Annotated in this window: 20 protein-coding genes, 1 pseudogene and 1 riboswitch; of the genes and pseudogenes, 5 read left to right on the top strand and 16 right to left on the bottom strand. The window is 52.3% G+C overall.

From position 1 onward, the window contains the following. Window positions 1–5: 5 nt before the first annotated feature. Both AACH41_RS04315 and AACH41_RS04320 read left to right on the top strand, forming a co-directional pair. A complete protein-coding gene (locus AACH41_RS04315; protein ID WP_338656950.1) occupies window positions 6–1109 on the top strand; it encodes a porin in 1104 nt (367 codons plus the stop codon). A gap of 111 nt (window positions 1110–1220) precedes the next feature. Next, complete coding sequence (locus AACH41_RS04320) at window positions 1221–1724, top strand: chemotaxis protein CheW (RefSeq protein WP_194747246.1); 504 nt, start codon at window positions 1221–1223, stop codon at window positions 1722–1724. Window positions 1725–1848: 124 nt separating this feature from the next. Here AACH41_RS04320 and AACH41_RS04325 read toward each other — a convergent pair whose 3' ends face one another. The 3 genes and pseudogenes from AACH41_RS04325 to AACH41_RS04335 all read right to left on the bottom strand — a co-directional run bounded on the left by AACH41_RS04325 (window position 1849) and on the right by AACH41_RS04335 (window position 4913). Further along, a complete protein-coding gene (locus tag AACH41_RS04325) occupies window positions 1849–3231 on the bottom strand; it encodes a DUF6035 family protein (RefSeq protein WP_338656952.1) in 1383 nt (460 codons plus the stop codon). Window positions 3232–3253: 22 nt separating this feature from the next. Next, window positions 3254–3529 (bottom strand): annotated as a pseudogene (locus AACH41_RS04330) (H-NS histone family protein); the annotation flags it as partial. Between the two features lie 268 nt (window positions 3530–3797). After that, a complete protein-coding gene (locus tag AACH41_RS04335; RefSeq protein ID WP_338656954.1) occupies window positions 3798–4913 on the bottom strand; it encodes an NADH:flavin oxidoreductase/NADH oxidase in 1116 nt (371 codons plus the stop codon). Between the two features lie 104 nt (window positions 4914–5017). On the opposite strand from AACH41_RS04335, the gene AACH41_RS04340 reads away from it, so the two are divergent. After that, window positions 5018–5347 carry a helix-turn-helix domain-containing protein gene (locus tag AACH41_RS04340; protein ID WP_194747244.1) on the top strand — a complete coding sequence of 110 codons (330 nt, stop codon included), beginning with the start codon at window positions 5018–5020 and terminating at the stop codon, window positions 5345–5347. A gap of 84 nt (window positions 5348–5431) precedes the next feature. After that, complete coding sequence (locus tag AACH41_RS04345) at window positions 5432–6298, top strand: DMT family transporter (RefSeq protein ID WP_338656956.1); 867 nt, start codon at window positions 5432–5434, stop codon at window positions 6296–6298. Between the two features lie 53 nt (window positions 6299–6351). Here the strand turns inward: AACH41_RS04345 and AACH41_RS04350 are convergent, their stop codons facing one another. Further along, a complete protein-coding gene (locus AACH41_RS04350; protein WP_338656957.1) occupies window positions 6352–8949 on the bottom strand; it encodes a methyl-accepting chemotaxis protein in 2598 nt (865 codons plus the stop codon). 264 nt (window positions 8950–9213) lie between these two features. Continuing rightward, window positions 9214–10122: a LysR family transcriptional regulator gene (locus AACH41_RS04355; protein ID WP_338656959.1), complete on the bottom strand. Its 909-nt coding sequence runs from the start codon at window positions 10120–10122 to the stop codon at window positions 9214–9216. Window positions 10123–10411: 289 nt separating this feature from the next. Beyond that, a riboswitch (Fluoride riboswitch) is annotated at window positions 10412–10496 on the bottom strand. 194 nt (window positions 10497–10690) lie between these two features. On the opposite strand from AACH41_RS04355, the gene AACH41_RS04360 reads away from it, so the two are divergent. Then, the gene (locus AACH41_RS04360; protein WP_194747237.1) at window positions 10691–10936 is read left to right on the top strand and encodes a hypothetical protein; all 246 of its coding nucleotides are present in this window, start codon (window positions 10691–10693) and stop codon (window positions 10934–10936) included. A gap of 121 nt (window positions 10937–11057) precedes the next feature. On the opposite strand, the gene AACH41_RS04365 is transcribed toward AACH41_RS04360, so the two are convergent. The 11 genes from AACH41_RS04365 to AACH41_RS04415 form a co-directional block, all read right to left on the bottom strand. After that, window positions 11058–11708, bottom strand: coding sequence for a type IV pili methyl-accepting chemotaxis transducer N-terminal domain-containing protein (locus AACH41_RS04365; protein WP_338656962.1), 651 nt, complete (start codon window positions 11706–11708; stop codon window positions 11058–11060). A gap of 34 nt (window positions 11709–11742) precedes the next feature. Further along, window positions 11743–12105 (bottom strand): nitrite reductase small subunit NirD, encoded by a 363-nt coding sequence (gene nirD / locus AACH41_RS04370; RefSeq protein WP_338656963.1) that lies wholly within the window; start codon window positions 12103–12105, stop codon window positions 11743–11745. 15 nt (window positions 12106–12120) lie between these two features. Then, window positions 12121–14697, bottom strand: coding sequence for a nitrite reductase large subunit NirB (nirB, locus tag AACH41_RS04375; protein ID WP_338656964.1), 2577 nt, complete (start codon window positions 14695–14697; stop codon window positions 12121–12123). A gap of 482 nt (window positions 14698–15179) precedes the next feature. Next, window positions 15180–17948, bottom strand: a complete 2769-nt coding sequence (locus AACH41_RS04380; RefSeq protein WP_338656965.1) for a molybdopterin-dependent oxidoreductase — start codon at window positions 17946–17948, stop codon at window positions 15180–15182. A gap of 27 nt (window positions 17949–17975) precedes the next feature. Further along, complete coding sequence (gene nirD, locus AACH41_RS04385) at window positions 17976–18287, bottom strand: nitrite reductase small subunit NirD (protein WP_194747233.1); 312 nt, start codon at window positions 18285–18287, stop codon at window positions 17976–17978. Window positions 18288–18318: 31 nt separating this feature from the next. Next, a complete protein-coding gene (locus tag AACH41_RS04390; RefSeq protein ID WP_338656966.1) occupies window positions 18319–20007 on the bottom strand; it encodes a bifunctional protein-serine/threonine kinase/phosphatase in 1689 nt (562 codons plus the stop codon). 54 nt (window positions 20008–20061) lie between these two features. Further along, window positions 20062–21273, bottom strand: a complete 1212-nt coding sequence (locus tag AACH41_RS04395; RefSeq protein ID WP_338657575.1) for a nitrate/nitrite transporter — start codon at window positions 21271–21273, stop codon at window positions 20062–20064. 66 nt (window positions 21274–21339) lie between these two features. After that, entirely contained in the window at window positions 21340–23766 is a 2427-nt protein-coding gene (gene nirB / locus AACH41_RS04400; RefSeq protein ID WP_338656967.1) for a nitrite reductase large subunit NirB, read from the bottom strand. Between the two features lie 20 nt (window positions 23767–23786). Continuing rightward, a complete protein-coding gene (cobA, locus tag AACH41_RS04405; protein ID WP_194747229.1) occupies window positions 23787–24569 on the bottom strand; it encodes a uroporphyrinogen-III C-methyltransferase in 783 nt (260 codons plus the stop codon). Between the two features lie 34 nt (window positions 24570–24603). Further along, the gene (locus AACH41_RS04410) at window positions 24604–26034 is read right to left on the bottom strand and encodes an alginate export family protein (protein ID WP_194747228.1); all 1431 of its coding nucleotides are present in this window, start codon (window positions 26032–26034) and stop codon (window positions 24604–24606) included. A 100-nt stretch (window positions 26035–26134) separates the two neighbouring features. Next, window positions 26135–26944, bottom strand: a complete 810-nt coding sequence (locus tag AACH41_RS04415; protein WP_338656968.1) for a nitrate ABC transporter ATP-binding protein — start codon at window positions 26942–26944, stop codon at window positions 26135–26137. Window positions 26945–26955 lie beyond the last annotated feature (11 nt).

Consider the following 26955-nt stretch of genomic DNA (forward strand, 5'->3'; position numbering starts at 1 on the left):
TGCATATGAACTTAAGTAAGATTGTTTCGACTCTGTTGGTGTTGACCAGTAGTTTGCCACTGTCTGTCAAGGCGGAGGAGACGCCGGTAGCGGTGTCCTCACCCTTGAGCTTGAGTGGCTACCTCGAGACCTACTATGTGCGTGATTTTAATGATCCGCCCAACCATAAACGGCCCGACTTTATCTATAGCCATAACCGGGCCAATGATTTGAGCATCAATCTGGCCATGATCAAGGCCAGTTTGAATACGCAACGTGTGCGCGGCAATCTGGCGCTGGCTTCGGGCAGTTATATGCGCGCCAATTACGCTGCCGAGCCCAAAGACTTGCAGCATATTTTTGAAGCCAATGCGGGTGTCAAGCTTTCTGACAAACACGATCTCTGGCTGGATGCCGGGGTGATGCCCTCGCATCTGGGTTTTGAAAGTGCGATCGGCACCGAGAACTGGACGCTGACGCGGAGCTTGATGGCAGAGAGTTCGCCTTATTTTGAAACAGGGGCCAAACTCAGTTATACCTCTGCCGATGGCAAGTGGATGGCGAGTGGCCTGGTGTTGAGTGGTTGGCAGCGCATCCGTGCACCGCAAGGCAACACAACGCCGTCCATCGGCCATCAGCTCACCTATAAACCGAATGATCGGGTGACGCTCAATAGCAGCTCGTTTATTGGCAATGACAAATCTGACCGTGCGCGCCAGATGCGTTATTTTCATGACTTTTATGGCATCTTTAAGCTGGATGAGCAGTGGAGCCTGATTACCGCGTTTGATATTGGCGCCGAAGAAAAACCGCCAGGAGAGGGCGACGGCTACAATGTGTGGCTGGCGCCGGCCGTACTGGCCAAGTATCAGTATTCCAGCCAGTTCAGTGTTACCGGGCGCGTGGAATACTATCAGGACAGACAGGGGGTGATTATCAACACCGGCACTCCCAACGGTTTTAAAACCATGGGTTACTCGGTGAATGCCGATTATAAAGTGTGCCCGCGTGTCACTGTGCGTGCCGAGCTGCGTCAGTTGCAAAGCAGGGATGATATTTTTAATGAGTCGGGCCGTCGTCAGACTGATCAGAGTTTGATTGCAGCGACGGCGATTGCTATTCAGTTTTAATCAAGCCCATACTGAGGGCCAGGCAAGAGCGATGCGATGCAAACAAGGGTTTGCTTGTATGGCTCTACCCCAAAAATGTCAGTGTGTATGAGTTCATCTAAGGAAGCAGTTATGAATGCAGCGACACAAAATAACAGTGCAGACAGTGCAAGCGCAAAACAGACAGCGGGCGAATACCTGACTTTTATTCTCGGCAACGAGCAATACGGGATTGATATCCTCAAAGTACAGGAGATCCGCGGCTATGATCCGGTGACCCATATTGCCAATATGCCTGCCTTTATCAAAGGCGTGGTCAACCTGCGCGGCAAAATTGTGCCTATCGTGGATTTGCGTATCAAGTTTGATCTGGGCGAGGTGGTCTATAACGAATTCACGGTCGTCATTATTCTGAACCTCAGTGGTCGCGTCGTCGGCATCGTTGTCGATGGCGTATCGGATGTGCGGGAGTTGTACGAAGAGAATCTGCGTGAAATGCCGACACTGGTGACACGGATTAACACCAACTATGTGATTGGTCTGGCAACAGTTGAGAGTGAAATGATTATTCTGGTGGACATCGAGCGGTTGATGGCCAGTGATGAAATGGAATTGATGGACAAGCCCGCCGAATAAATGTGCCGATGCCAAACAAAAAATAAACCTGCGTAAGCACAAGCCTCTCTCAAAGTATGTTGATTTTTTGAAGGCTGATTGAAATAATTAAGCCCTATCTTTTGGTTGGGCTTTTTAATTTGTATTAATTGGATTGATTATATTTTTTGTCTATTTCTTTTAATCTAATCCAAACTTCTTCTTTCATAAGTTCAGGAAATAAAAATCTCATTAAACTATCAAGGCTTTTATCTCTATCATATTCATTACTTGAATATATCTTCTTCCTAAACTCATTTGATTTTCTTTTCCATTTACCTTCTTTATCTTGCTCTATAATTAAATTGCCTCGCTGATATACATACAAAGCAACCCTGAATATTTTTAGAACACTCTTATTATTCTTTAAATCAGCTACCATATGGGCTACTTGAATAAATTTTTGATACCTAAACCCAATAACCCTTTCATATTTAGCTGAATATAAGCTACTTATTAAATTATCTACCTCTGATGGATATTCAGGTATGTATATATCCTTATTCCTAAATTCATCTACAAAAGATTTCCATTCATCATTATATTTTGGTGAATGATCGTGCTTAATCCACCACTCTTCAAATCTCTCTTTTAAATCACCATTAATCAGCTTGTTTTCAAGTCTTTTATATTCACCACCATAATCATAGTAATAAATAGATTGTCTATCTAAATTCCACTCCAATTCGTTGAATTTAACATATTTGCTATTCCATTCATTTACTATATGGCTACTTCTTATTTGTGGCTCTCGCCAATGGCAGTTAAACATTAACCCTTTATGTTGCTTGGATTCCTTCAATGTATCTTCATTAACAATAAATAGGTTCTGATTATTGTTATGGAAAATATCATCCTGTGTCATTAAGGCATTTTCTTTATCAAATCTTCTAAACACCCATACTACTAATCCACCTGTTGCTTTATAAAATAATCTTCTTTGTGAAATAACCTGTAAAAATGTTGTAGATAGCTGCACTTCAAATGCAACTCTTAATTTACCTTGCCATAAAGCCTGTATATCAGGTTTTCGCCATTGTTTCCTATCAGCACCTTTAATAACAGTCTCAATTTTAATATCAGAAAAATTAGAATCATTACGAAGGCTTTCAGCAATGATTTCTTTCATTCTGTAATGGGCAGGGCTTTCTTTTGCACCATTATATTTAATGGCTTCAATTTGTTCTTTGGTGAAATTGCTACGTGTAATAGCAGGGCAATTACCATCTTCAATACGATGTTTGAAGTAAAATTTTTTATCATCATTATGCCGATTACAAGCAATATAAACAGGCACATGACATATAGGGCATAGATACTTTGGATTACCACTATTGATACTGTCTGATAGCTCCATACGGAGTTGTATTAATTTGTCATAATCATAACCAATAGCTTGTTGTGCTGTATAAAACTCACCTGTTTCAATCTCTAATACTTCTTTTATTTCAGGTTTATCAACACATAGACTTTGAGTAGTGGATGACATTATTTACCAATCATATTTTTATTTACTTCTTAATTTCCAAATCCGCTAATCCACCACCACCTGCAATAAAGTCTTTAACCAATTTAGGATAAGCATCTCTTCCAACCCATTTTAAGCTGTTATCTGTTGGGTGAATATACTTAGCTTCAAGTGTAGTTTTAACCTTTCCTGAAGCTTTCTTATTCGTTTTAGACACTATCCCTAACTCATTAACAGTAAAACCAAACTGTTTAATAATTTCTTTCGTTTCTTTCAGCTTGGTTGCTCTTTGCTCTTTCAATAGTGTTTCTTTCTTTTTCTGTAATTCAGCTAGGTTCTACACCATAATTAGAGCAAGCAGGATTTTTGCAGAAATTATATTGAATACCATTATGAGGAAGAGGTATATTTGTAGAAGAAAAAACAGGGCTACTAAAATCGCCCTGTAAATCCGATTTTGTTTCTAACATTAATCACCTAAATATATAATAAATTCAATATATTATAGAAATTATACCCAAAAAAAATCAACACTCTTTGAGAGAGGCTTGGCGTAAGCAGGTTTATTTTTTTGTGGCTACCCAGGCTTACTTTTTAACCGTCTCGCTAGGGTTGTGATATCTCGCCAGCCAATGGGCATACGGGGCTGGCAACACCCAGGCGGCCTGATCTTGACCCAGCGCCTTGGCCGCAAAATAAGGCCAATGCGGATTTTCAAGGTGCGCGCGGCCGATCATGGCCAGATCCAGTTGCTCGTTGCGGATGGCGCCATCCGCCAGGGTGGGGGCACCAAAGCCCCAGGCGGAAGACACCGGAATCCCGGCTTCTTGACGCACGCGCTGTGCAATCGGCGCCAGAAAAGCGGGTCCCCAGGGAATATTGGTTTCAGGGATGGTAAAGCCGACACTCACACTGAGCATATCCAGGCCACGATCACGCCAGGCTTTCACCAGCTGGATAGACTCATTCAAGGTTTCTTCATCTTTGCCATCATACTCAATCACGCCAAAGCGGGCTGTCAGTGGCAGATGCTCCGGCCAGACGGCGCGAATGGCTTCCAGGGTCTCAATGGTAAACCGTGAGCGGTTTTCAAAACTACCGCCATATTGGTCGGTCCGCTGGTTAGAGTGCGCCGAGGTAAAGCTTTGCCCCAGATAACCATGTGCAAAGTGGATTTCCAGCCATTCAAAACCAGCGGCCAATGCACGTTTGGCCGCAGCCACAAAGTCATTTTGTACGCGGGCAATATCTGCTAGCGTCATGGCTTGGGGGACACGCGGCAAGCCACCACCAAAGGCCAGGGCAGAAGGTGCAATCGGTTGCCAGGCACGCGGATCACTTTCGGCCATATGGTCATCGCCCTCCCAGGGTTTGTTGGCACTGGCTTTGCGGCCGGCATGCGCTATCTGGATGCCGGGGACTGCGCCTGCAGCTTTGATGGCCGCCGCAATCTTGCGCAATTGCTCTGCTTGCGCATCATTCCAGATGCCCAGACAACCTGGTGTAATGCGGCCTTCAGGTGCTACGCCGGTCGCCTCCACAATCACCAGGCCACTGCCACCTCGGGCCAGTGTCGCGTAATGCGACTGGTGCCAGTCGTTGGCGACGCCATCTTCGGCCATGTACTGGCACATGGGCGGCACCGCAATGCGGTTTCTTAAGGTCACTGCTTTTAACTGGAAACGAGAAAACAAATCAGCCATAAAACGTCCTTTAATAAATGTGTGTTGCAGAATGGGTTTAAATTCTATTGTTCGAATATAATCGAACAATAGAATAATATCAAGAGGTATGATAAATTCAGACCATGCGACAAATTAAACATCCCAGCATAGAACAGGTCGAACTCACCGACCTCATGTATGCCTTGTCTGACCCGACACGGCTTGAAATTGTCGGGCGACTGGCGGTGGCTGGCCGAAAGATGACCTGCGGCGAGTTTGACTTGAATCGGCCTAAATCCAGCCTGTCTCACCACTTTAAAATTCTGCGTGCGGCCGGCCTGGTAGAAACCCTCATTGAGGGGACAGAGCATATGAATGCGTTGCGTCTGGAAGAAATTGAGCAGAAGTTTCCCGGTGTCCTTAAGTCTGTGTTGCAATCCTTGCGTCTAGCAGGGGTGCCGTCATCCGAATAAACATGTGCCTGAAAATTGGTACACTAACGCAAGCGCTTGTGATGTCCTAGCGTTGTTGCTCCAGTCTGAAACTGAAAGCGTGAAGTGAACCTGATCAAAACGTATTTGATGGCCACCCTGGCCGCCATCCTCTGGGGCGCCAATTTCAATCTGGCAAAACCGGTGCTGGCTGAAATGAGCCCTTATCTGGCCGGTGCCAGCCGCTATACGATTGCGGCGATTGTCATGATCCTGATTGCCCGGTTTTCACAGGCGGTAATTCCCTTACGTGAGTGGAAGGCGTACTTGACGCTGGGGATTGTGGGTGTCTTTGGTTTTAACTTGTTTTTCTTTTTGGGCATGGCACATTCCTCGGCGATTAATGGCGCGTTGATCATGGCCTTAAACCCGCTTTTGACCGCGATCTTAAGCTATTTCATCCTCGGTGAGCGGCCCAAGCTGGTGCAGCTGCTGGCTTTCCCGGTGGGCATTGCTGGCGTCGCCATTGTGGTGCTGGGGGCAGGGGCGGAGTGGACGATTGCGACGGGCGACCTGTATATCATGATTGCATCGCTCAACTGGGCGGTTTATAACGTGTTGGTGAAGAAAATGATGCCTAAGCAGGTGAGCGGGATTGCCAGCACTGCCGGCATCATGACCGTGGGGGCGCTGGCATTGAGCCTGGCTGCGGCATGCAACGGTAGCCCGTTGGTGATGCCAACGGCACATGCCGGGTTGGCCTTGTTGATTATGGCACTGGGCGGCGGCGTCCTGGCTTACCTGTTCTGGAATGCCAGCATTAAACATTTAGGCCCTGCCAAAGCAGCGATTTTCATGAACCTGATTCCAGTCACCACCATGGTGATTGCCGCTTTTGAGCACGTTCCACCTACGCAGGGGCAATTGTTTGGTGCCGTGCTGGTGATCAGCGCCGTCAGTTTTAGCGCGCTCTCAGGGGCAAAAGCCCGTTAAGATTCACAGGAAACTTAAGGTTGATCTTGTCACCACGGCCAATGTGAGCCCGCTCATGTTCCCGTCATGCGCATGAGAGTATCTTCCTCTTCTTCAGGCTCGGTCGACTTCCAGCTATGGGGTGTATGGTCGGGTTGATCCAGTTTGAAGCGTTGGACGGACTGGCTCAGCTGGTTAGCCTGATCCAGTAATGATTCTGCTGCCGCGGCGGCTTCTTCGACCAGTGCCGCATTTTGCTGCGTGGCTTCGTCTATGTGGGTGATTGCCTGATTCACTTGTTCTATGCCTTTGCTTTGCTCAAACGAGGCTTCACTGATGTCTCGCATGATTTCAGAGACTTTTTTCACTGAACTGACCACCTCTTCCATGGTTTTACCAGCAAGGTCTACCTGTTTGACTGCATCGTAGGTGTTATTGACCGAGGTGCTAATCAAGCCATTGATTTCTTTTGCAGCGACGGATGAGCGCTGTGCCAGTGCGCCGACCTCATTCGCCACCACGGCAAAGCCTCGGCCCTGTTCGCCGGCGCGCGCCGCTTCTACGGCTGCGTTCAAGGCCAGGATATTTGTTTGGAAGGCGATGCCATCAATCACGGCAATAATGTCTTCAATCTGGCGTGCACTTTCATTCATTGCATTCATGCTGGCAATGGCCTCGCGTACAACCTGGCCGCCGTTTTCAGCCACATTTGATGCTGTCAGCGCCAGTTGGTTGGCTTCTTGAGCATTCTCTGCATTATGTTTGACGATAGAAGCGAATTGCTCCATGCTGGCGGCGGTTTCTTCAAGGCTCGCTGCCTGGTCTTCCGTCCGGCGCGAAAGTTGGTTATTGCCACTGGCGATCTCACTGGCTGCAGTATCAATCGCTTCAACTGCCTGTCGTACGGCTTTAATCGGTTCAACAATCAGGTCCAGCGTCTGGTTGACGCCTGCAATGACTTTACGGAAATCACCAGCATGTTTCATTTCGTCAGCCCGCACCTGGATACGTCCTTCCTTGGCCGCTTGTGCCAATAGCGCAGAGTCCTCGAGCAGTTGATTAATCGCCTGGATGCAAGTATTCAGGTTGTTTTTTATTTCGTTGAAATCGCCGTAATACGGGGCGGTAATCTCGGCAGGAATGTCGCCATGCGCGATCCGCGCGACATAGCTGGCCGCCATATTCAGCGGCACAATCACCGCATCCAGCGTGTGATTCACGCCCTCAATAATTTTTCTAAAATCGCCATTATGTTTACTCGCATCCGCCCGTGTAGACAGCTCGCCTTTGACGGCGGCCTGTGACAGGTGATTGGCATCCATAATCAGCGCATTGACGGCATCAATGCACTGGTTAAGGTTATTTTTAATGGTGTTGAAATCGCCATGGTAAGTGTCCGTGATTTTAGGTGGAATGTGGCCTTTGGCAATATGATCCACATATTCTGCAGCGACATTGAGTGGAGAAATGACCGCATCCAGCGTATGGTTCACGCCCTCAACAATTTTGCGGAAATCGCCTTCATGTTTGCTGGCGTCTGCACGTGTAGACAAGCGTCCGGCAACCGCCGCCTCTGACAACATATTGGCGTCCGCAATCAGCGCATTCACGGCATCAATGCAATGATTAAGATTATCTTTAATGACATTGAAATCGCCATGATACGTTGCAGTAATCTTGTCAGGGATATTGCCTTTGGAGATATCTGCCACATAGCTCGCCGCCACATTTAACGGCACAATCACACCATCCAGCGTCTGGTTAAAGCCCTCGACCAAGCGCTTGAACTCGCCATTAAAGGCTGCCGTCTCTGCACGCGTAGACAATTGCCCTTCAATCGCTGCTTTGGCCAGCCGGTTGGTTTCCGTTGAGAGTTTGCTCAGCGTGCGTTGGAGTACCAGCATGGAGTGCGCGACACTGGTTTCATCGCCAACAGGCAATGCAATGTGCGCTGAAAAGTCACCATCAGAAAAACGGCCAGCCAGCTCTGACAACTCAACAGGATCCATACCCAAACGTTTTTTAACCGTGCTGACAATGAAATAGCCTAAGCCGCTGGCAAACGCGATCAGCAGTAACACCATCACATAATTGGCGATCTCACCCTTGGAAATGACTTGCGCTGTTTCAGCTTCCAGCGTTTGCGCTGTCTTGTTTGTGTAGATGACGACCTGATCAACAATTGTTCGATGGGCCTCGTAGGCAGCGTTTAACTCGTGCAATGCAGACTCAATCTGCTTTTTATCCTGCGCATTCAGCGCAGGGATAAATTTGTGATCGTATATTGCAAAAAAAGCCTGGCCTGAGGCATACAGCTGTTCAGCCATCAAATGCTTGATCTCGGGGTTATTAAGTTTCTTCTCCCAGTAAGCATGGCGTTTTTCAAACTCGGCCCTAAGGACGCTGACTTTTTGCTGCAGGGGGCCCGCGGATGATGCATTCATGGCGACGCTTTGCAGAATCAGTTGCCAGGTTTCAATCAGGTATTCCGGTGGGGGTAATACGTCAGCGACCAGATCCTTCTGGTCTATGATCTTGCTGTATTGCTCCCCATTAATCGCCACTGTTTTATTGGCCTGCATATTCAAAAACACGAACAGGCAAACAGCCAGCAGGATAGTCGTCAAAACGCTGACTATCAAGGTTGACAGCTTGAGACGTGCAATTTGCATGAAAAAAGTCCTCTTTAGTAATATTTACACGCTATGAGTCTGCTATTAAACCTTTAAATCGTTGGTGAATATGTGCCAATAAAAACCGATTCATACCCTTAAATAATTGATTTTTATGAATATAATTATCGAGGATATTTATTTATGTTAATTTATTCTGGATGCTGACCATCTGCATGCGATGGCATATGTCGATAGCGGCCTCAAGGCCGGATGAGGCGGCTGCATGCCAATATCCGTCAATGGCAATGGCTGGATGACGGGTTAAAACAGCGTGTTCTCGGCGGACATCGTGGTTTGCAAATAGGTACAGATCGCTTGCAATAGGGTCGGATTCGCATGATGTTTATGCCAGTAAACGCCAATCGAACGACCAATCGCCGGTAAGGCAAAGGGGATATAGTGCACATCCTGATCCTCATGGTTGATGGCTGTGCCAGGAATCACGGCCAGCCCCAAACCATGTTTGACCATCATCCTGAGCGCTTCAAAACTCACCGCCTTGAAATCATCATCTTTGTCCAAATGCTGCCGGGCAAAATTGGCATCAAAATGCTCCAGAATTTGCCGGTAATGCGACTGATCCTCCACCAGAAAAAGCAGGGGTTGCTGGTTTAAATCACTGAGTTGCAGGCTTTTGCATGAGGCATAGGCATGATGGCTGGGCACCACTACGTACAACGGGTCATCCAGCAGTTTGATGCCCGTCAGACTGGCATGCGTGACCGGCAATGGCAGCAAGGCAAAATCAATTTCCTGATTCACCAATAAATCGATGAGCACATCCACATCTTCTTCCACATGTTGCACTTTAAATGGCTTGAACTGCTGTTTTAGATGGAAGATGTATTGCAGTGGCAGGGCATGGCCAAGAGACGGAAAACTGCCAAAGGTGAGCTTGGCAGAGGCATGCTGCCTGGCTTCACGAGCAATGTGAACAATCTGGTTTGCATGCTCAATCACCTGCGTGGCCGCCTCAATAATCTTTTCTCCTACAGGCGTGACGCGCACAAAATGCGTGCCTCTTTCAAAGATCTCCACCTCCAGATAGTTTTCCAGCTTTCTGATCTGATTGCTCAAAGTGGGCTGCGTGGTTGCACAATGTTCAGCCGCCTTGCTAAAGTTTTTATATTCAGAGACGGCTAATAAATACTTCAAATCACGTAAGTTCATGGCTTATCGGTCCTTGGCTGAGTGTGGGGTCAGAGGCGCTGGCAGGCAATCTTTTCCACATTGGTCAAAACGAATGGTGGGGCATGCATCTCATCATTCCGGTGGCGGCGCAGGGTCAGGCTTGGGCAAGACAGGCGGATAGGGCTGCGGCGGACAGGAAATCCGAACCGAATGTTGACGTAACAAGGTCTGTGGTGTGTGAACTGGTGTCAATTTCAAGAGACTTGTCCCAAGCTTGGTTTCAATATCAGGACAAGGCGTATGGTCGTGTCTACACCCCCCGTCCCGGGTTCGTGTAGACATCATCAGCACTGGGCGGTTGAGGAAGTATTTACTCGCGACTCCCAAGGAGGAATGTCATCTCCTATGGGGTTTGATATTAGATGGGCATCAATCTATCGTCAAGGGAATCTCCTCCCTATTTAAGCCTTTGTAAGCTCGCCGTAAGACGCCAAAGGTTCCATTGTTTGTTTGAATAAATCCATTCAAACAAACAATTTCATTTCCTCCCAGACTCCGCGTAAATTTCACCTCACAACGTACTGTTGTTTATCACTAGGAGTCAAAAATGAAACTGTTATCTACCCTTGTTCTGTTGTCTTTTTCAGTCGCTGGTTTTGCGGCCGACAACTCAAACGCCACAGATTTGAACGCGGTTGAAACGATGCTGCATACCAAGTTTGAATCGAGCCAGGCAAGCGCACAAAGTGCGTCTGATGATAGCCTCAGCCAGAATCCCTTTATCGAGCAAGTGATGGAAAATAATGTGCAGTCACAGCATCAAGTGGCTGCTGCCCATGAACACCACGGCTAACCCATGGGGAATGATTGCGTCATCCCCGCATAATGCGCGACGACAGTGACTGGCACTGCCGTTCGTGCGCAAACAAATCACCATCATCCATCCGGGCTGATGGTGATGGTGTTTTAGGGTGTTAATCACTCACCAGCGCTTTAGCCACCAGTTGTTCAATTTCATTGGTGATGTCGGTCATGACGCTGGCGACCACGGCAAACTCCTTGCCGGCGTCGCCAGACCGTGCGGCGATGACCTGCGCGTTAAATGAAACAATCTTGGCTTCTTTGGCGATCTTCTGGATGCTGCTCATCAGGTTTTCCTGCTTTTTGCGTCTGAGCAGTTCGCAGTGTTTGGATTCATTTTCGTACGTGACCGTAATCTGGTTGAGGACGGCCACGATCAAGCTGGCCTCTTCGCCCAGCAAGGGGATCATGGCTGCAGGCAGACCCTGATTACTTTCGCAGGCGCTAATCGCCTGTTGGCAATGTTGAATAAATTGCCGGATTTTGGCCTCGTTATCTTCCGGGCCAAACAATACTTTTTCCAGCGCGGCAAAATAAACACCGGGATACTCATGGTTGCCTTTGACCAGAAGTGTATGCGTCTGGCTAAACAAGGCCAATGCCTCTTTGGCTTGGGCCAGTGCTTCAGGCTGGTGTGCACTCAACAGGATATTGAGCGCAATGCGTTGCGATAGCATGCGCTGGCGGCCAGAGAGGTTGATCAGCGCCACCATGCGGTCACTATTCAGGATGGTGTGCTGGCCGGGTTTATCGGTCTTTTTCATGGCGTGCATCGGTCTGTCCTCTGAGTCACCCTGGTTATCGTTGCACCCATACCCTGCCATCCCTGACTTCGACCGGGTAAACATTCAGACACACGGTTGCGTCCTCAACACAGAGGCCAGTGCGTAGCTGGTAGTGATGCTTGTAAATCGGCGAGGCGACCACGAGCTCGCCTCCCAGGTCACCGACCAGGCCACGTGACAGTACATTGGCATCACTGTGCGGGTCGCGATTATCCAGCGCGTACAGCTGGTCGTCCTTGAGTCTGAAAATGGCGATCTGCTGGCCTTCAATCAGGGCACAGACCCCCATATTCGGCCAGATATCCTCTAGTGCGCACACCGGGTGCCATGCCACTGCCGTGGCAGGCTGGGCGGTTGTTGCTTGTAACTGATTCATAAACGGTTTCCTTGATTACTCTGTTGCCGCCAGGATGGGAATGACTTTGGCGGCAGGTATTGTCTGTTGTTTTTCTGCGGGCGTGGCCGGGCGGATCTGGTTGCGCTCATTGACGAAGACAATATTGTCGTCACCCGCCACACTGTTGACGAAGCTGCGGAAGCGCTTGCGCACTTCGGGGTCGGTGACTGCGGTTTTCCATTCATCTTGGTAGTTGTCCACCACGTGTTGCATCTGTGCTTCCAGTTCTGCGCCCAGGCCTAATGAATCTTCAATCACGACTTGTTTGAGATAATCCAGGCCACCTTCGAGGTTGTCGCGCCAGGTGCTGGTGCGTTGCAGGCGGTCTGCCGTGCGGATGTAGAACATCAAGAAGCGGTCTATCATGCGGATGGCGTCTTCTTTGCTGAGGTCGCTTGCAAGCAGCTCGGCATGGCGCGGCTTCATGCCGCCGTTGCCGCACACATAGAGGTTCCAGCCATTTTCAGTCGCAATCAACCCCACATCTTTGCCTTGGGCTTCTGCACATTCACGTGTACACCCTGAGACGCCAAACTTGATTTTGTGCGGGGCACGCAGGCCTTTGTAACGGTTTTCCAGCTGTACGGCCAGGCCGACGCTGTCATCGACGCCATAGCGACACCAGGTGGAGCCGACGCAGCTTTTGACCGTACGTAACGATTTGCCGTAAGCATGGCCAGATTCAAAGCCGGCCGCGATCAACTCTTCCCAGATATTGGGCAATTGCTCCACGCGGGCACCAAACATGTCTACGCGTGCGCCACCGGTGACCTTGGTGTACAAGCCATATTTTTTTGCAATTTGGCCGATGGCGATCAAGCCATCCGGCGTGACTTCGCCGCCCGGCATGCGTGGCACCACCGAGTAGCTGCCGTCTTTCTGAATGTTGCCCAAGAAATAGTCATTCGAATCCTGCAAGGACGCCAGGTCTTTTTTCAGGATAAATTCGTTCCAGCATGAGGCCAGAATGCTGGCGGCGGTGGGTTTGCAGATATCGCAGCCCAAGCCCTGGCCGTGTTTATGCAGTAACTCGTCAAAGGTTTTGATCTGGCCCACACGCACCAGGTGGTAAAGCTCCTGGCGCGAATACGGGAAGTGTTCGCACAGGTGATTGTTGACGGTCATGCCCAGCTTCACCATCTGCGCTTTCATGACTTGCGTCACCAACGGCACGCAGCCACCACAGGCGGTACCGGCTTTGGTGCAAGACTTGATGGCGCCTATACTGCAATTGCCAGCAGCCACGGCTTCGCCAATCGCGCCCTTACTGACGTTATTACAAGAACACAGCACCGCGGTATCCGGCAGGGCATCCACGCCCAGGCCAGGTTTTTCCTTGCCATCACTGGCTGGCAGAATCAGGAATTCAGGATTTTCCGGCAGCGGCATGTCGTTGACGGTCATCTGTTGCAGCGTGCCGTATTCATCGGCATTGCCAATCAGCACGGCGCCCAGCAGTTTTTTGCCATCTTCACTGACGACGATTTTTTTGTAGATATTGCGCACCTCATCGGTGTACTGGTAGCTGCGGCAACCATGGGTTTTGCCATGCGCATCGCCCACGCTGGCGACATCCACACCCATCAGTTTGAGCTTGGTGCTCATGTCTGCGCCCTGGAATGTGGTCGATGTTTCACCCAGCAGGTGTGCGCAGGCAGTGCGGGCCATGTCATAGCCAGGCGCAACCAGGCCAAACATCTCGTCGTTCCAGCTGGCGCATTCGCCGATGGCGTAGATATTGTGGTCACTGGAGCGGGAGAAGTTATCAATGGCGATACCGCCACGGGCACCGATGGCCAGGCCGGATTCACGTGCCAGTTCATCGCGTGGACGGATACCGGCAGAGAATACGATCATGTCGGTTTCCAGCCAGGTGTCATCAAAGAACACCATACGGTGACGTGCCGTTGCACCATCGACAATCGCCGTGGTATTGCGGCTGGTGTGCACGTGTACACCCAGCTCCTCAATTTTGCTGCGCAGCACTTTGCCGCCTGCTTCGTCTACTTGCACTGCCATCAAACGGGGCGCAAATTCAACCACATGGGTTTCCAGGCCCATGTCTTTCAAGGCCTTGGCGCATTCCAGGCCCAGCAGGCCACCGCCAACAACGACACCGCTCTTGGCGGTTTTGCCTGCTGCCGTCATGGCTTCGAGGTCTTCAATGGTGCGGTAGACAAAACAGTTCTCCCGGTCACGCCCGGCGACAGCAGGGACGAATGGATAAGAGCCAGTCGCCAGTACCAGCTTATCGTAGGCCAAGATCGTGTCGTCTGTCAGTGTCACGGTATGCTGGTGGCGGTCTATATGGCTGACGCGGGCATTGAGGCGCAACGTCAGGCCCGGCCGGTCATAAAATCCAGGCTCGACCAGCGACAGGTCTTCCGCCGTGCTGCCCGAGAAAAAACTGGAGAGGTGCACGCGGTCATAAGCCGGGCGTGGTTCTTCGCCCAGCACGGTGACTTGCAGGTTGGCGGCGGCCAGGTCAGGGTGATGTTTCACCAGTTCTTGCACAAAGTAATGACCCACCATGCCGTTGCCGACGACGAGGATGCGTGTGTGTTGATTCATCTTGTATTCCTAATCAGATGCAAGCAGGCAGTGTCACGATGTTTTTCATGTCAGTTGCGAGCATTGCGTTATCAAACTCAAAGCCTAAAAACAAAAACGGCGTCCATAGCCTATGCCGCGATTGCACATTGCAATCCTGCGAAACAAGCTATGGACGCCGTTGTCCAGTATGAGATTTGCCGACGATGGAAAATCTCTGATTTAAAAATGGCATGATAAAACGCCACTTTGTGATAAAAAAGCAATTGGCATGCCAACCGCCAGGATGGAGGCGCAGATGAATCAGGATTTATGCTAAGTTATTGTTCCTGATGTGTTTTATCTGAGATATTGCGTGTATATTTGAGCTTGCGGGCACCGTACGATCCATCTGCCATTGGTCTGGTGCACGCTAATGAGGCATGTGCACAGGATTGCACCATCCTTGGCGCAATCCTGTGCAGACAGGCGATCAACTGCATTCAGGTGCGCGCGTGATGTCCTTATCCCGCATGGGTTTTGCCATGCAGTTTGACCAGCCGCTTGAGTTCCGGCACGCAGGAGCCGCAACTGGTGCCACATTTCAGCTTGGCTTGCAGCGTCGGTAAATCCGCTCCCATTTGACAGGTCTCGATAATCTCGTTTTCTGAGACATCCAGGCAGTTACAGACGATCTTGCCGCGTGATTTTTGTCCGGTGGGTGGGGCCGCCAGCGGCGCCAGTGCCCATTTGCGCAATTCATCGGTGAACTGGCCTTCAAGCATGACTTGCTTGAGCCAGTCTGCGGCCAGCATTTCACCAATCAGGCGCACCGCGCTGACCTGGCCTTGCTCGACCAGAATGCGTTTACTGATGCCGCGTTTGACATCATCCAGCCGTAGCATGGGCGCATCTTCGACCATGCCAAGCAAATGATCCAGCCGGGCGATCAGCTGGCTATCCGGGGCAGCGTGGTGCGCCGCGCGCAGCATCAGCATGCCGTTGCCACGGCCATACAGTCCCACGGTGGCGTAATCAAAGGCCACCAATAGCGCGCGGATGTTGGCGAGCAAGTGCAGGTCGTTGCAGCTGCGCATCACCGTCATTTGCCAGGGCAAGCTCAACTTTTCGATCTTGACTGCCGTGTGCTTGAGTTCCGGTTGCTTGGAGGTTTTATCAAAAGCCGGTGGCATCAACACATTCACGCCCAAGCCGTGCATAAACTGGCTGCCCCAGTGCATGGGGATAAACAGCTCGGCCGGTTTGACTTCGTCTGATTGCTGTACCTTGATGATTAACTCACCGCGCTTGTTACTCAATTTAACGATGTCGCCCTCGCTGATCTGGCGACGTTGCATGTCATCGGCATGCATGGAAACTACTGGCTCTTCGACATGGTTGTAAAGCTGCGCCAGCGTGCCGGTGCGGCTCATGCCATGCCACTGGTCGCGCAGGCGGCCGGTCAGCAGGCGGAAGGGATGGCGCGCGTCCGGCTTGTCGGCGGTCGGCTTGTACACCGCGCTGACAAAATGCGCCTTACCGCCCGGTTTCTGGAACACGCCATCTGTGTACAAGCGGGCTTCGCCCTGGCTGGCGCCCGATTTAAACGGCCATTGTTGTGGCCCGCGGGTTTCCAGAATCTGGTAACTCAAGCCAGTGATATCAAGGTCGCGGCCACGCGTGCTTTCACGGTGCTCGTTAAAAATGGTTTCGGTATTCGGGTAGTTAAACAGGGTGTCTGGTTTACCCAGTTTTTGTGCCAAACGGTGGGCAAAGTCGACCACTGCCTCCCAGTCATGACGGGCTTCACCCGGCTTGGGGGCGGCTGGCTGCACGCGCGTGATGCGGCGCTCCGAATTGGTGACCGTGCCTTCTTTTTCGCCCCAGGTCGAAGCAGGCAGAAATACATCCGCATAGACATTGCTGTCGGTATTGTTAAACGCATCTTGCAACACGACCAGCTCAGCCTGTTGCAGGGAGGCCAACACATTGTTGAGGTCTGGCATGGAGTGTGCGGGGTTGGTGCAGGCAATCCAGATCGCCTTGATCTCGCCGCTTTTAACCGCCTCAAACATCTCTACCGCGGTTTTGCCCGGCGTGGCCGGGACGTCGGGCACGCCCCACAAGCGCGCGACTTCTGCACGGTGTTCGGCATTGGCGAGGTCGCGGTGGCCAGACAGCAGGTTGGCCATGCCGCCGACTTCGCGGCCGCCCATGGCGTTGGGTTGACCGGTCAGCGAGAACGGGCCTGCGCCGGGCTTGCCGATCTGGCCGGTGGCCAGGTGCAGGTTGATCAGCGCAGCATTTTTTTCAGTGCCATGGATGGACTGGTTCAGTCCCATGCAATACATGGACAAGGTCGGGCCCGCGCCAAACCACTTGGCGGCCTGGATAATGTCGGCCTCAGGCACGCCACAAATATCGGCCACCATCTTGGGCGTATATTCACGCACGGTTTCCTTGAGCGCTTCAAAACCTTCGGTATGGTTGCGGATATAGACCATATCGAGCAGGCCTTCCCACAGCATCACATGCAACAGGCCGTTAAACAGCGCCACGTCGGTGCCGGGCAAGATCGCCAGGTGCAAGTCTGCCAGCTGTGCGGTATCGGTGCGGCGAGGGTCTACCACCACAATTTTCATGTCTGGATTCTTCGCCTTGGCATCTTCAATGCGGCGGAACACAATCGGGTGGGCAAAGGCGGTATTTGAGCCCGCGATGAACAGACATTGCGTATGGTCGATATCTTCATAACAGGCCGGTGGCGCATCGGCGCCCAGTGTGGCCTTGTAACCGGCGACGGCAGAGCTCATGCACAAGCGGGAATTGGTATCGACGTTGTTGGTGCCAATCAGGCCTTTGGCCAGCTTGTTAAATACATAATAATCTTCGGTGAGCAACTGTCCAGAGATGTAAAAAGCCACTGCATCCGGGCCGTGGGTCTTAATAATTTCGGCAAAGCGGTCAACGGTGTAGTCGAGGGCGGTATCCCAGCTCACACTCTCTCTGGGCGCATGGCGGGAGAGGCGGACTTCCGGATACAGCGCGCGTGCATCCAGTTTGGCGGTCAGGTGTAGCGTAGAGCCTTTGGTGCACAAACGGCCATAGTTTGCCGGATGCTCAGGGTCACCCTTCACATCGACAATCTGCTGTCCCTCGGTGGTAATAATGACGCCACAGCCGACACCGCAATAGCAGCAGGTGCTGCGGGTTTCACGTCGTTGCGGATGGAAGGAGACCGGTACTGCGGTGAGCAGATCGTTTGCAGTCTGGAGTTGTTGCTGTTGCGACATAAGGGAGCTGTCCGTGTTGCCTGAAAATTACGGGTTTAATTGCAGATAGACCATGCCATCTTCGACCTTGACTGCATAGCAGGCAGTCTGGCCGACATCGGGTGCTTCGGCCTGGCCATCGACCAGGCTGATTTTCCAGCTATGCAATGGGCAGGCGACTTTGTCACCATAGACCAGGCCTTGCGACAGCGGGCCACCTTTGTGCGGGCAACGGTTGTTGAGCGCAAACACGCGGTCATCTTCAGTGCGGAACACACCAATGTCGGTTTCGCCATGACGCACCACACGTGCGCCCAGGGCTGGGATGTCGTTTAGCGGGCAAATTTTAGTCCAACGCATTTTTTTCCTCTTTTCCAATTTGTTACTGGCCTTATGAGACCATTAACAAATAAATCAATAACACATTCACGCACAATGAAATGATGGCCAGCCACTGCCATTTGACCAGCCGCGCGCGGGCAATCAACGGCGTACGCGGGATGACGATGGGTCTGAGTTCGCCATGCTCTAGCGCCAGCAGCATTTCTTCGGCGGTTTCAAAGCGGTGTTCCGGTTTGCGGGCAATCGCTTTCAGAATCAGGTTTTCCAGCCAGGCCGGAATCTCGGGGCGGTAGCGGCTGGGGCGCACCGGTTCACCAAAGCGCGGCGACTGGAACGGCTCGATTTCGCCATAGGGATACTTACGCGTCAGCAGGTGGTACAGCGTGACGCCTGCGGCATAAATATCTGCCTGGCGGTCGGCCAATTTGCCGTCAAACAATTCCGGCGCCATATAGCTGGGCGTGCCGGGATTTTCCATCTGCTCGGGCATGGGCAGCGTGGTGTTAAGCGCGACGCCAAGGTCGAGGATGCGCAGCCGTGTATCGCTACCCAGATGAATATTGGCCGGTTTGATATCGCGGTGCACAATATTGAGCCGGTGCAGCATGCTCAAGCCACGCAACAGATCCTGGCCGATATTGGCCACGCCATTGATGGTGAAGTGATGGCCGGCATCCAGCCGTTGCTGCAAGGTGGCCCCTTCATGCCAGGTCATCACATAATACAAATGCGTGCGCTGTTCACGCGTGAGCGGCAAAATTTGCGGCACACATTGCGACACCACGCGCTTGCCCAGCCACTCTTCATTAAGCAGGGCTTCGCAACTGGCCTTATCTTCCGCGCGGGCGGGTTGCAGGGTTTTCAGCACAAATAATTGCCCTGCGGCATTTTTTACCTGATATAACAAACTTATGCGTGCATCATGTAACACGCGGGTGACGGTAAAGCCATCCAGGGTGTCGCCCACCGCCAGCTTGGGCGGCACCGGCAGGCTCAAGGCATCGGCCAGCATGTCGGTCAGGTGGTCTTGTCCGAGCTGATCGATCCGCACCACCACGGCAGAGGCATTATCCTGACCGCCTTGTTCCAGCGCTTGCCGGGTCAGGTGTTCGGCCATCAACTGCGGTGTATGGTAGAGCATCAATATTTTGTGCAGCTCGGCCTCGCCCAGTGCGGCCCACACACCATCACTGACAATGGCATACACATCGCCGGTTTGCAGCAGGCCTTCGGCATAATCCACGCTCAACTGGTCATCGAGGCCGACTGCACGCTTGAGTACATGCCGCATATCTGGCCGGTCCCAGACATGGTCGGTGGTCAGACATTGCAGCGACTGCTCGCGCAGGCGATAGATGCGGGTGTCGCCGACATGCGCCAGCACATAGCGCTGACCGCGCAGCACCAGCATGGACAGCGTGGTCGCCATGCCGGCCATCTGACTGTGTTTGCGTGCCTGCGACAGCACCCAGCGGTTAGCCGCCTGAACCACCTTGTCCAGCGCATGCTGGATCGTCCAGGTATCGGGCGTGGCGTAATAATCTGCCGACACCGTGCGTATCGTCATCTCGGCAGCTTCAGCCCCGCCAGCCCCCCCGCTGATGCCATCTGCCACCGCCAGCAGGGCGCCCTTGATCTCCAGCTGCGCATCGGCAGGCGTCACCAGGCCCACGTAGTCCTCGTTACGAGGCCGCGGTCCGGTGAGGCTGCTTTCGCCGACGCTGATCCGTAATTTCATGCAGGGGTCCGTGATGACGCTAACTTTGCAATGCTGGGCGGTTGTCCGATGCCATTAAATTTTGGCGCTGGTGACCGTTGCTGCGCCCCAGGTGGTGCGCCAGCGGTTTTTTACGCGGGAGAGACCGATCAGCGCCAGAATTGCCAAGCCGGCAAAAATGGTCAGGCCGACCTGATAACTGCCCGTCACTTGTTTAGAGTAGCCTAAACTGGACGCCAGGTAAAAGCCACCAACGCCCCCGGCCATGCCGACCAAGCCGGTCATGACGCCGATTTCCTTGCGGAAACGCTGTGGCACCAGCTGGAAGACCGCACCGTTGCCCATACCAAGTGCTGCCATGGCGAGCACTACTACCAGCAAGCCTAGTGACTGGCTAGCCATGCCAAAACTTAGGATAAACAGGAATACCGCTGCCAGCACATACATGGTGCTCAGTGAACGGATACCGCCGATGCGGTCAGCCAACCAACCGCCTATGGGGCGTACCAGCGAGCCGGCAAAGACACAGGCTGCAGTGAAATAACCCGCGTGCACCGCATCCAGGCCATACTGGTCGTGGAAGTAAATAGTCAATGAAGACGCCATACCGACAAAACCACCAAAAGTGACACTGTAGAAAAACATAAACCACCAGGCATCTTTATCCTTGAGCACGGCCAGGTATTGCGACAGCGATTTTGGCGCAGGCGTATCCGGGGCGTCTTTGGCCATCGTGACATAGACGAGCAACGCCAGCACCAGTGGAATCAGTGCCAGGCCAAATACATTGTTCCAGCCAAAGGCCACGGCCAGGCCAGGGGCGAATAAGGCAGCCAGGGCCGTGCCCGAGTTGCCTGCCCCGGCAATGCCCAGCGCGGTGCCCTGGTGCTCTGGCGGATACCAGCGCGAAGCCAGTGGCAAGGCCACTGCAAATGCAGCACCGGCAAAGCCCAGGAACATGCCCAGCAACAGCGCTTGCTGGTAGGTATGGATGCCATGCAGCCAGGCTGTCAGCAGCGCGGCAATCACAATCACCTGACCAATCAGGCCGGCTTTTTTCGGCTTGAGCTGATCCACCAATACGCCCATGACAATCCGCAGCAGCGCGCCTGTGAGTACCGGCGTAGCGACCATCAGGCCTTTTTGTGCCGGATTCAATTGCAGGTCGGCGGCGATTTGCACCGCCAGCGGCCCCAGCATGACCCAGACCATAAAGCTCAGGTCAAAATAAAAGAAGGCCGAAAACAGGGTGGGTTTATGGCCCACTTCCCAAAAACTTTTTTGCATCATCTATCTCCCGGGCGTGCAATCAGGAGAATGGCACGCCACTTTTCATTTAAACAGTATTTGTCGTTACACAGTAATCGTGTCGAACTCTTTGTGGGCATCACGTTGGTTGACGCGTTCTGCCCAAGGGTCCACCGCGCCTTGCAACGCATATAGCAGACGCTCATATGCCGCTTTGCGGCCTTCAGCATCGTCGAGAATGCGTTTTTTCACGTAATCCAGACCGACGCGGGCGATCCAGTGCACGGTACGGTCCAGATAACGTGCTTCTTCACGGTAGAGCTGGATAAACGCGCCCGAGTATTCAATCACTTCCTCAGCGGTCTTCACCTTACACAGAAACTGCGCGACTTCGGTCTTGATGCCGCCGTTGCCACCGACATAAATCTCCCAGCCGGAATCCACGCCGATCACGCCGACATCCTTGATCCCGGATTCGGCACAGTTGCGCGGACAGCCGGAGACCGCAAACTTCACCTTGTGCGGGGCCCACATATGGTCAAAGGCTTTTTCGATATCAATGCCCAGTTGGGTGGAGTTTTGGGTGCCAAAACGGCAGAACTCCGAGCCAACACAGGTTTTGACAGTGCGGATAGACTTGCCATACGCATAGCCGGATGGCATATCGAGGTCCGCCCACATGCCGGTCAGGTCTTCTTTTTTCACGCCCAGCAAGTCGATGCGCTGACCGCCAGTAACTTTCACCATTGGGACCTTGTATTTGTCGGCCACATCGGCAATTCTGCGCAATTGCTCGGGCGAGGTGACACCGCCGTACATACGCGGCACCACAGAGTAAGTGCCGTCTTTCTGGATATTGGCATGCACGCGCTCATTGATAAAGCGTGACTGCGGATCATCCTTGGCTTCATGCGGCCAGGTGGAAATCAGGTAATAATTCAACGCCGGCCTGCAGGTGGCGCAGCCATTCGGCGTTTTCCAGCCCATGCCCTTCATGGCGGCCGGGATGCTCAGGTATTTGTGTTTGCGGATTTCGTCGCGCACTTCTTCGTGGTTAAAGTCGGTGCAGCCACACACGGCTTTGCTGCTCGAAGGCGGCGCGTAACCGCCGCCCAGCGTCGAGGCCAGAATCTGCTCAACCAGGCCGGTACAACTGCCACAACTGGAACCGGCTTTGGTGTGTTTTTTGACGTCGTCCAACGTGAACAGGCCTTGTGCCTGAATCGCTTTGACAATGGTGCCTTTACAGACGCCATTACAGCCGCAGACTTCCATTTCGTCGGTCATGGCAGACACCTTGTCCTGACCCTGGTGGCCGGTATTGCCCAGACTATCCTGCCCGAACATTAAGTGATCCCGGATTTCGTGGATCGGCTTTTTGTCGCGCAGCAGCTGGAAATACCAGGCCCCATCCGTCGTATCGCCATACAGCACGGCACCGATGATGGTGTCATCTTTGATCACGAGTTTTTTGTATACCCCGCCGACCGCGTCGTGCAGTAAAATTTCTTCGGCATCGTCACTGCCCATAAAATCACCGGCAGAAAACAAATCTATGCCGGTCACCTTCAATTTTGTCGAAGTGACCGAGCCTTTGTATACACCAATGCCGAAGTTGGCCAAATGTGTGGCGCACACTTTGGCCATTTCAAATAAGGGGGCCACCAGGCCATAAGCAATGCCACGGTGGTTGACGCATTCGCCTACGGCATAAATGCGCGGGTCATAGGTCTGCATGGTGTCGCTCACCACAATGCCGCGGTTGCAATAAATGCCTGCCGATTCGGCCAGCGCATAGTTGGGGCGGATGCCGACTGCCATCACCACCAGGTCTGCAGGCACTTCCTGGCCATCTTTAAAGCGCACGGCGACCACGCGGCCGTCTTTGCCAATCAATTGCTCCGTGTCTTTTTGCAGCAAAAACTGCAGCCCGCGCGTTTCTAGGGATTTTTGCAGCATCTTGCCTGCGGTTTTGTCTAGCTGGCGTTCCAGCAGCCATTCGTTTTTGTGCACCACGGTCACGTCCATGCCTTGTACCTTGAGGCCGTTGGCAGCCTCAAGGCCCAGCAAGCCGCCGCCGATGACGACGGCATGCTTGTAGACTTTGGCCGCAGCGATCATGTCGTTGGTGTCTTTGATATCGCGGTAGCCCAGCACACCCTGCAAGTCTGCACCTGCAATCGGCAAGATGAACGGCTTGGAGCCGGTTGCCAGCAACAGGCGGTCATATTCGACCGTGAGGTCGTTGTCGGCGGTCACGGTGCGGGCCTTGCGGTCTATCTTGTTGACACGGGCGCTGGTATGCAAGGTAATGTTGTGTTCGGCATACCATTCGCGGCTATTGAGAATAATGTCATCGATGGTCTGCTCGTTGGCCAGCACGGGCGACAACATGATGCGGTTATAGTTTGGGTAGGGCTCATCGCCAAACACGGTAATGTCGTACATGTCCGGCGCGATCTTGAGCAGTTCTTCCACCGTCCGCATGCCAGCCATGCCGTTGCCGACCACCACCAGTTTCTGTTTTATCATTGAATCACTCCTTTCAGCGCTTATGCTGCATCGCCGATGCTGAGCCAGTGTTGCAGGTTTTGTTGCCAATCTTGTTCCTGTTGGCTGTTTCTGGCTAATTTAACCACTTCGCCGACCACGATAATGGACGGGCTTTTAAGACTTTGCTGATGGGCCAGGTAAGGCATGGCTTGCAGCGTTGAGGTCAGGCCACGCTGTTCGGCGCGTGTGCCGTTTTCAACCACCATACAGGGCATGTCTGTGGGCATGCCTGCAGCGATCAGTTCACGGCAGATTTCAGCCAGATGCTGCATGCCCATGTAAATGACCAGCGTGGTATGGCTGGCCACCAGCGCCTGCCAGGGCAGGGGGCCGCCATCTTTGGTATGGCCAGTGACTAGCGTCACGCCATGGTTGTAGGCACGGTGGGTCACCGGTACCTCCATGCTGGCGCAACTGGCAAGGCCACTGGTCATGCCAGGAATAATTTCGTAATCAATATTGGCTGCACGCAGTGCCAGCATTTCTTCGCCACCCCGGCCAAACACAAACGGGTCACCGCCTTTCAGGCGGGCCACGGTTTGGCCTTGTTCGGCCAGGGCGATCATCATGCGGTGAATAAAATGCTGTGGCGTAGACTTGCAACCGCCGCGCTTGCCCACCGGCACAATACGCGCCTGCGGGCAATGCTTGAGCAGTTCCGGGTTGACCAGGTCATCGACCAGCACCACCTCTGCCAGCTGCAAGGCCTTGACTGCCTTGAGCGTGATGAGCTCAGGGTCGCCAGGACCGGCACCGATTAAATACACTTTGCTTGCTGACATGAGGGGCTCCTTTGCTTACAGACGAGACGTCCGTTTAGAACGTATACATGGCGGTCAGCCACAGTTTTTCGGTATCACGGAAACGGCCACGTGTGCCAGCAGCATTGCTGGTGGTATTCGGCCCAAGTCCAAACTGGTCACCTTCACTGAATTTTCCGTATTCAAACTTGGTCATCCAGTTTTTATCGATATTCCAGGTGACGGCGGCATTCCATTCCGTGCCGTAACGGCTGCCATTACGGTTGGTGCCGCTGCCCACGGTATAAAAGTCATTGTCAGAGTCAATCACGTGGTAATCGGCAAAGAACAGAAAGTCGCCGTAACGGTAAGTGGCTGTGACAAAGGTATCTTTAATGCCCTCACGTGGGGTGACCAGAAACTTGTCTACCCAACCTTGAAACAGGTGGTTGGTACCAAAAGGAGTCTGGAACGCGAAAGTATTGTTGTTGCTGGAGAGCAATTCCTGATCGACACGCATATTGAAGTTATCAATCCCGAAGCCACCGCCCAGCTTGTAGTAATGCGCATCAATGCGGCTATCACCACCCCGGTAATTATCCTGTTTGGCATATTCGGCAGTGTAGTGCGCGCGGTAGTTCGGGGTGAATGGATGTGTGCCATCGAGGCGTACGCCAAACGTTTTGTTGGACTGGCTGGCGGCATAATTGGCTGTTCCGGTGCCAAACCAGGCATTGCCAAAGCCCAGATTGTCAAAATCGCTCAGGTAAGCGTAGCCAACCAGAAATTCGGTCGGGGAAATACGGTATCTGGTGTTCAAAATGTCGAGGTCGCCGCTTCTGTGCGTCGTGAAAATCTGGCGGACACGGTCAAAGTGAGCATAGAAAATTTCAGTATCTGGAATTGACTTGTTCAAGATGGACAGACCATCAAAGACCTGTGTATTTTGGCGGAAAGCAATATCCCCAATAAAACGCACATTGTCCAGGTTGACAATTTGTCGTCCCAAACGCACCTTGGTATTTTTAATGCCGGTCCAGTCTACAAACAGCTGGTTCACATCGGTATAGTCAGGATCCACTACTTTGGCGTAATTAATCTTGTCGCTCTCATTAGAGGCGCCATTGACACGCACTGGGTTAGTGCCATCGTTGAAATCATCTTGCAGTTTGCTGACGTTGGTAAGTTGCGCGGCAAAACTCCAGTTGTGGTACGGGGCCGTTTGCCAGCCAACCAGGCTGCGCATCGTCATGGCGTTGGCGTTGTCCAGGGCTTGATTGGCAGTCGGGTTAGGGCTGCCGTTGGCAAAAGTGGCCGGCTGTAAGCCATCCTGATCGACATACTCATAACGTAGTCTGAAACTGGTCAGATTTTTACCGGTTTTAATCGCGTCCATAAAAGTGTATTCAGGCAGAACTTCTTCTTCTGCCATTGCAGGGGAGCCAAGTGCCGCCAGCAAGATGGCTGCGGAAACTTGACGCAAGCGTGGGTGTAGGTTAGCGTTCATGTGTTGCTCCTTTTCTCTATTGGGGTAACCTTGCTTGGATGAGGATTGCTTTTGATAAGCAAGTGGTGCTGACAGGTGGCCGCCTGCCAGCACCTTTCACTTAGGCCGCCTTTTTGGCGTGCCGCTCATACAGAAACTTCAAAACTTCGCTGCGCAGATGCGTATACGCTGGGTCTTCCACCAGCTCCAGGCGTTTGCGCGGACGGGGTAAATCGACCGTCAGGATTTCACCGATGGTGGCTGCCGGGCCGTTGGTCATCATGACGATGCGGTCAGACAGCAACACGGCTTCGTCCACATCGTGCGTCACCATGACGGCAGTACAACCAGAACGTGCCATGATGGCCATCAGTTCGTCTTGCAGGCCGGCACGGGTCAGTGCATCGAGTGCGCCAAAAGGCTCATCAAGTAATAGCACTTTAGGTTCCATGGCGAGGGCGCGTGCAATGCCGACACGTTGCTTCATGCCGCCAGAAATTTCGTTCGGGCGTTTTTCCATGGCGTGGCTCAAGCCCACCAGCTCCAGTGCCGCGCGGGTACGTTCTGCCAGTTGTGCTTTGGTTTCGGTGGCAGCAAACACGCGTTCCACCGCCAGGTAGACGTTTTCAAAACAGGTCAGCCATGGCAGCAGGGAGTGGTTCTGGAACACCACGGCGCGTTCAGGGCCGGGCTTGGCGATTTCGCGTCCGGCACAAAACAGGTAGCCGTCTGTCGGTTGCAGCAAACCGGCAATCAGGTTGAGCACGGTCGATTTGCCGCAGCCGGAGTGGCCGATGATGGAAATGAATTCACCTTCCTGGATAGACAGGTTGATGTCTTTTAAGGCCTGGAAACTGCCTTTTTTAGTGTTGAAAATCATGTTGACGTTTTCAATCAACACATAGCGGTCTTGTTTTACAGCGGTGGTCATGATCAGAGTCC

This window comes from Methylophilus sp. DW102 (genome assembly GCF_037076555.1).
In the GTDB taxonomy this organism is placed as follows: Bacteria; Pseudomonadota; Gammaproteobacteria; order Burkholderiales; family Methylophilaceae; genus Methylophilus; species Methylophilus glucosoxydans.

Coding starts and splice junctions, on each gene's coding strand:
- AACH41_RS04395 (WP_338657575.1), bottom strand. CDS start 21,273: ATGCAAAAAAGTTTTTGGGAAGTGGGCCATAAACCCACCCTGTTTTCG.
- AACH41_RS04390 (WP_338656966.1), bottom strand. CDS start 20,007: ATGAAATTACGGATCAGCGTCGGCGAAAGCAGCCTCACCGGACCGCGG.
- AACH41_RS04325 (WP_338656952.1), bottom strand. CDS start 3,231: ATGTCATCCACTACTCAAAGTCTATGTGTTGATAAACCTGAAATAAAA.
- AACH41_RS04380 (WP_338656965.1), bottom strand. CDS start 17,948: ATGTCGCAACAGCAACAACTCCAGACTGCAAACGATCTGCTCACCGCA.
- cobA (WP_194747229.1), bottom strand. CDS start 24,569: ATGTCAGCAAGCAAAGTGTATTTAATCGGTGCCGGTCCTGGCGACCCT.
- AACH41_RS04365 (WP_338656962.1), bottom strand. CDS start 11,708: ATGAAAAAGACCGATAAACCCGGCCAGCACACCATCCTGAATAGTGAC.
- AACH41_RS04315 (WP_338656950.1), top strand. CDS start 6: ATGAACTTAAGTAAGATTGTTTCGACTCTGTTGGTGTTGACCAGTAGT.
- nirB (WP_338656964.1), bottom strand. CDS start 14,697: ATGAATCAACACACACGCATCCTCGTCGTCGGCAACGGCATGGTGGGT.
- AACH41_RS04350 (WP_338656957.1), bottom strand. CDS start 8,949: ATGCAAATTGCACGTCTCAAGCTGTCAACCTTGATAGTCAGCGTTTTG.
- AACH41_RS04355 (WP_338656959.1), bottom strand. CDS start 10,122: ATGAACTTACGTGATTTGAAGTATTTATTAGCCGTCTCTGAATATAAA.
- AACH41_RS04415 (WP_338656968.1), bottom strand. CDS start 26,944: ATGACCACCGCTGTAAAACAAGACCGCTATGTGTTGATTGAAAACGTC.
- AACH41_RS04360 (WP_194747237.1), top strand. CDS start 10,691: ATGAAACTGTTATCTACCCTTGTTCTGTTGTCTTTTTCAGTCGCTGGT.
- AACH41_RS04340 (WP_194747244.1), top strand. CDS start 5,018: ATGCGACAAATTAAACATCCCAGCATAGAACAGGTCGAACTCACCGAC.
- AACH41_RS04335 (WP_338656954.1), bottom strand. CDS start 4,913: ATGGCTGATTTGTTTTCTCGTTTCCAGTTAAAAGCAGTGACCTTAAGA.
- AACH41_RS04410 (WP_194747228.1), bottom strand. CDS start 26,034: ATGAACGCTAACCTACACCCACGCTTGCGTCAAGTTTCCGCAGCCATC.
- nirB (WP_338656967.1), bottom strand. CDS start 23,766: ATGATAAAACAGAAACTGGTGGTGGTCGGCAACGGCATGGCTGGCATG.
- nirD (WP_194747233.1), bottom strand. CDS start 18,287: ATGCGTTGGACTAAAATTTGCCCGCTAAACGACATCCCAGCCCTGGGC.
- AACH41_RS04320 (WP_194747246.1), top strand. CDS start 1,221: ATGAATGCAGCGACACAAAATAACAGTGCAGACAGTGCAAGCGCAAAA.
- nirD (WP_338656963.1), bottom strand. CDS start 12,105: ATGAATCAGTTACAAGCAACAACCGCCCAGCCTGCCACGGCAGTGGCA.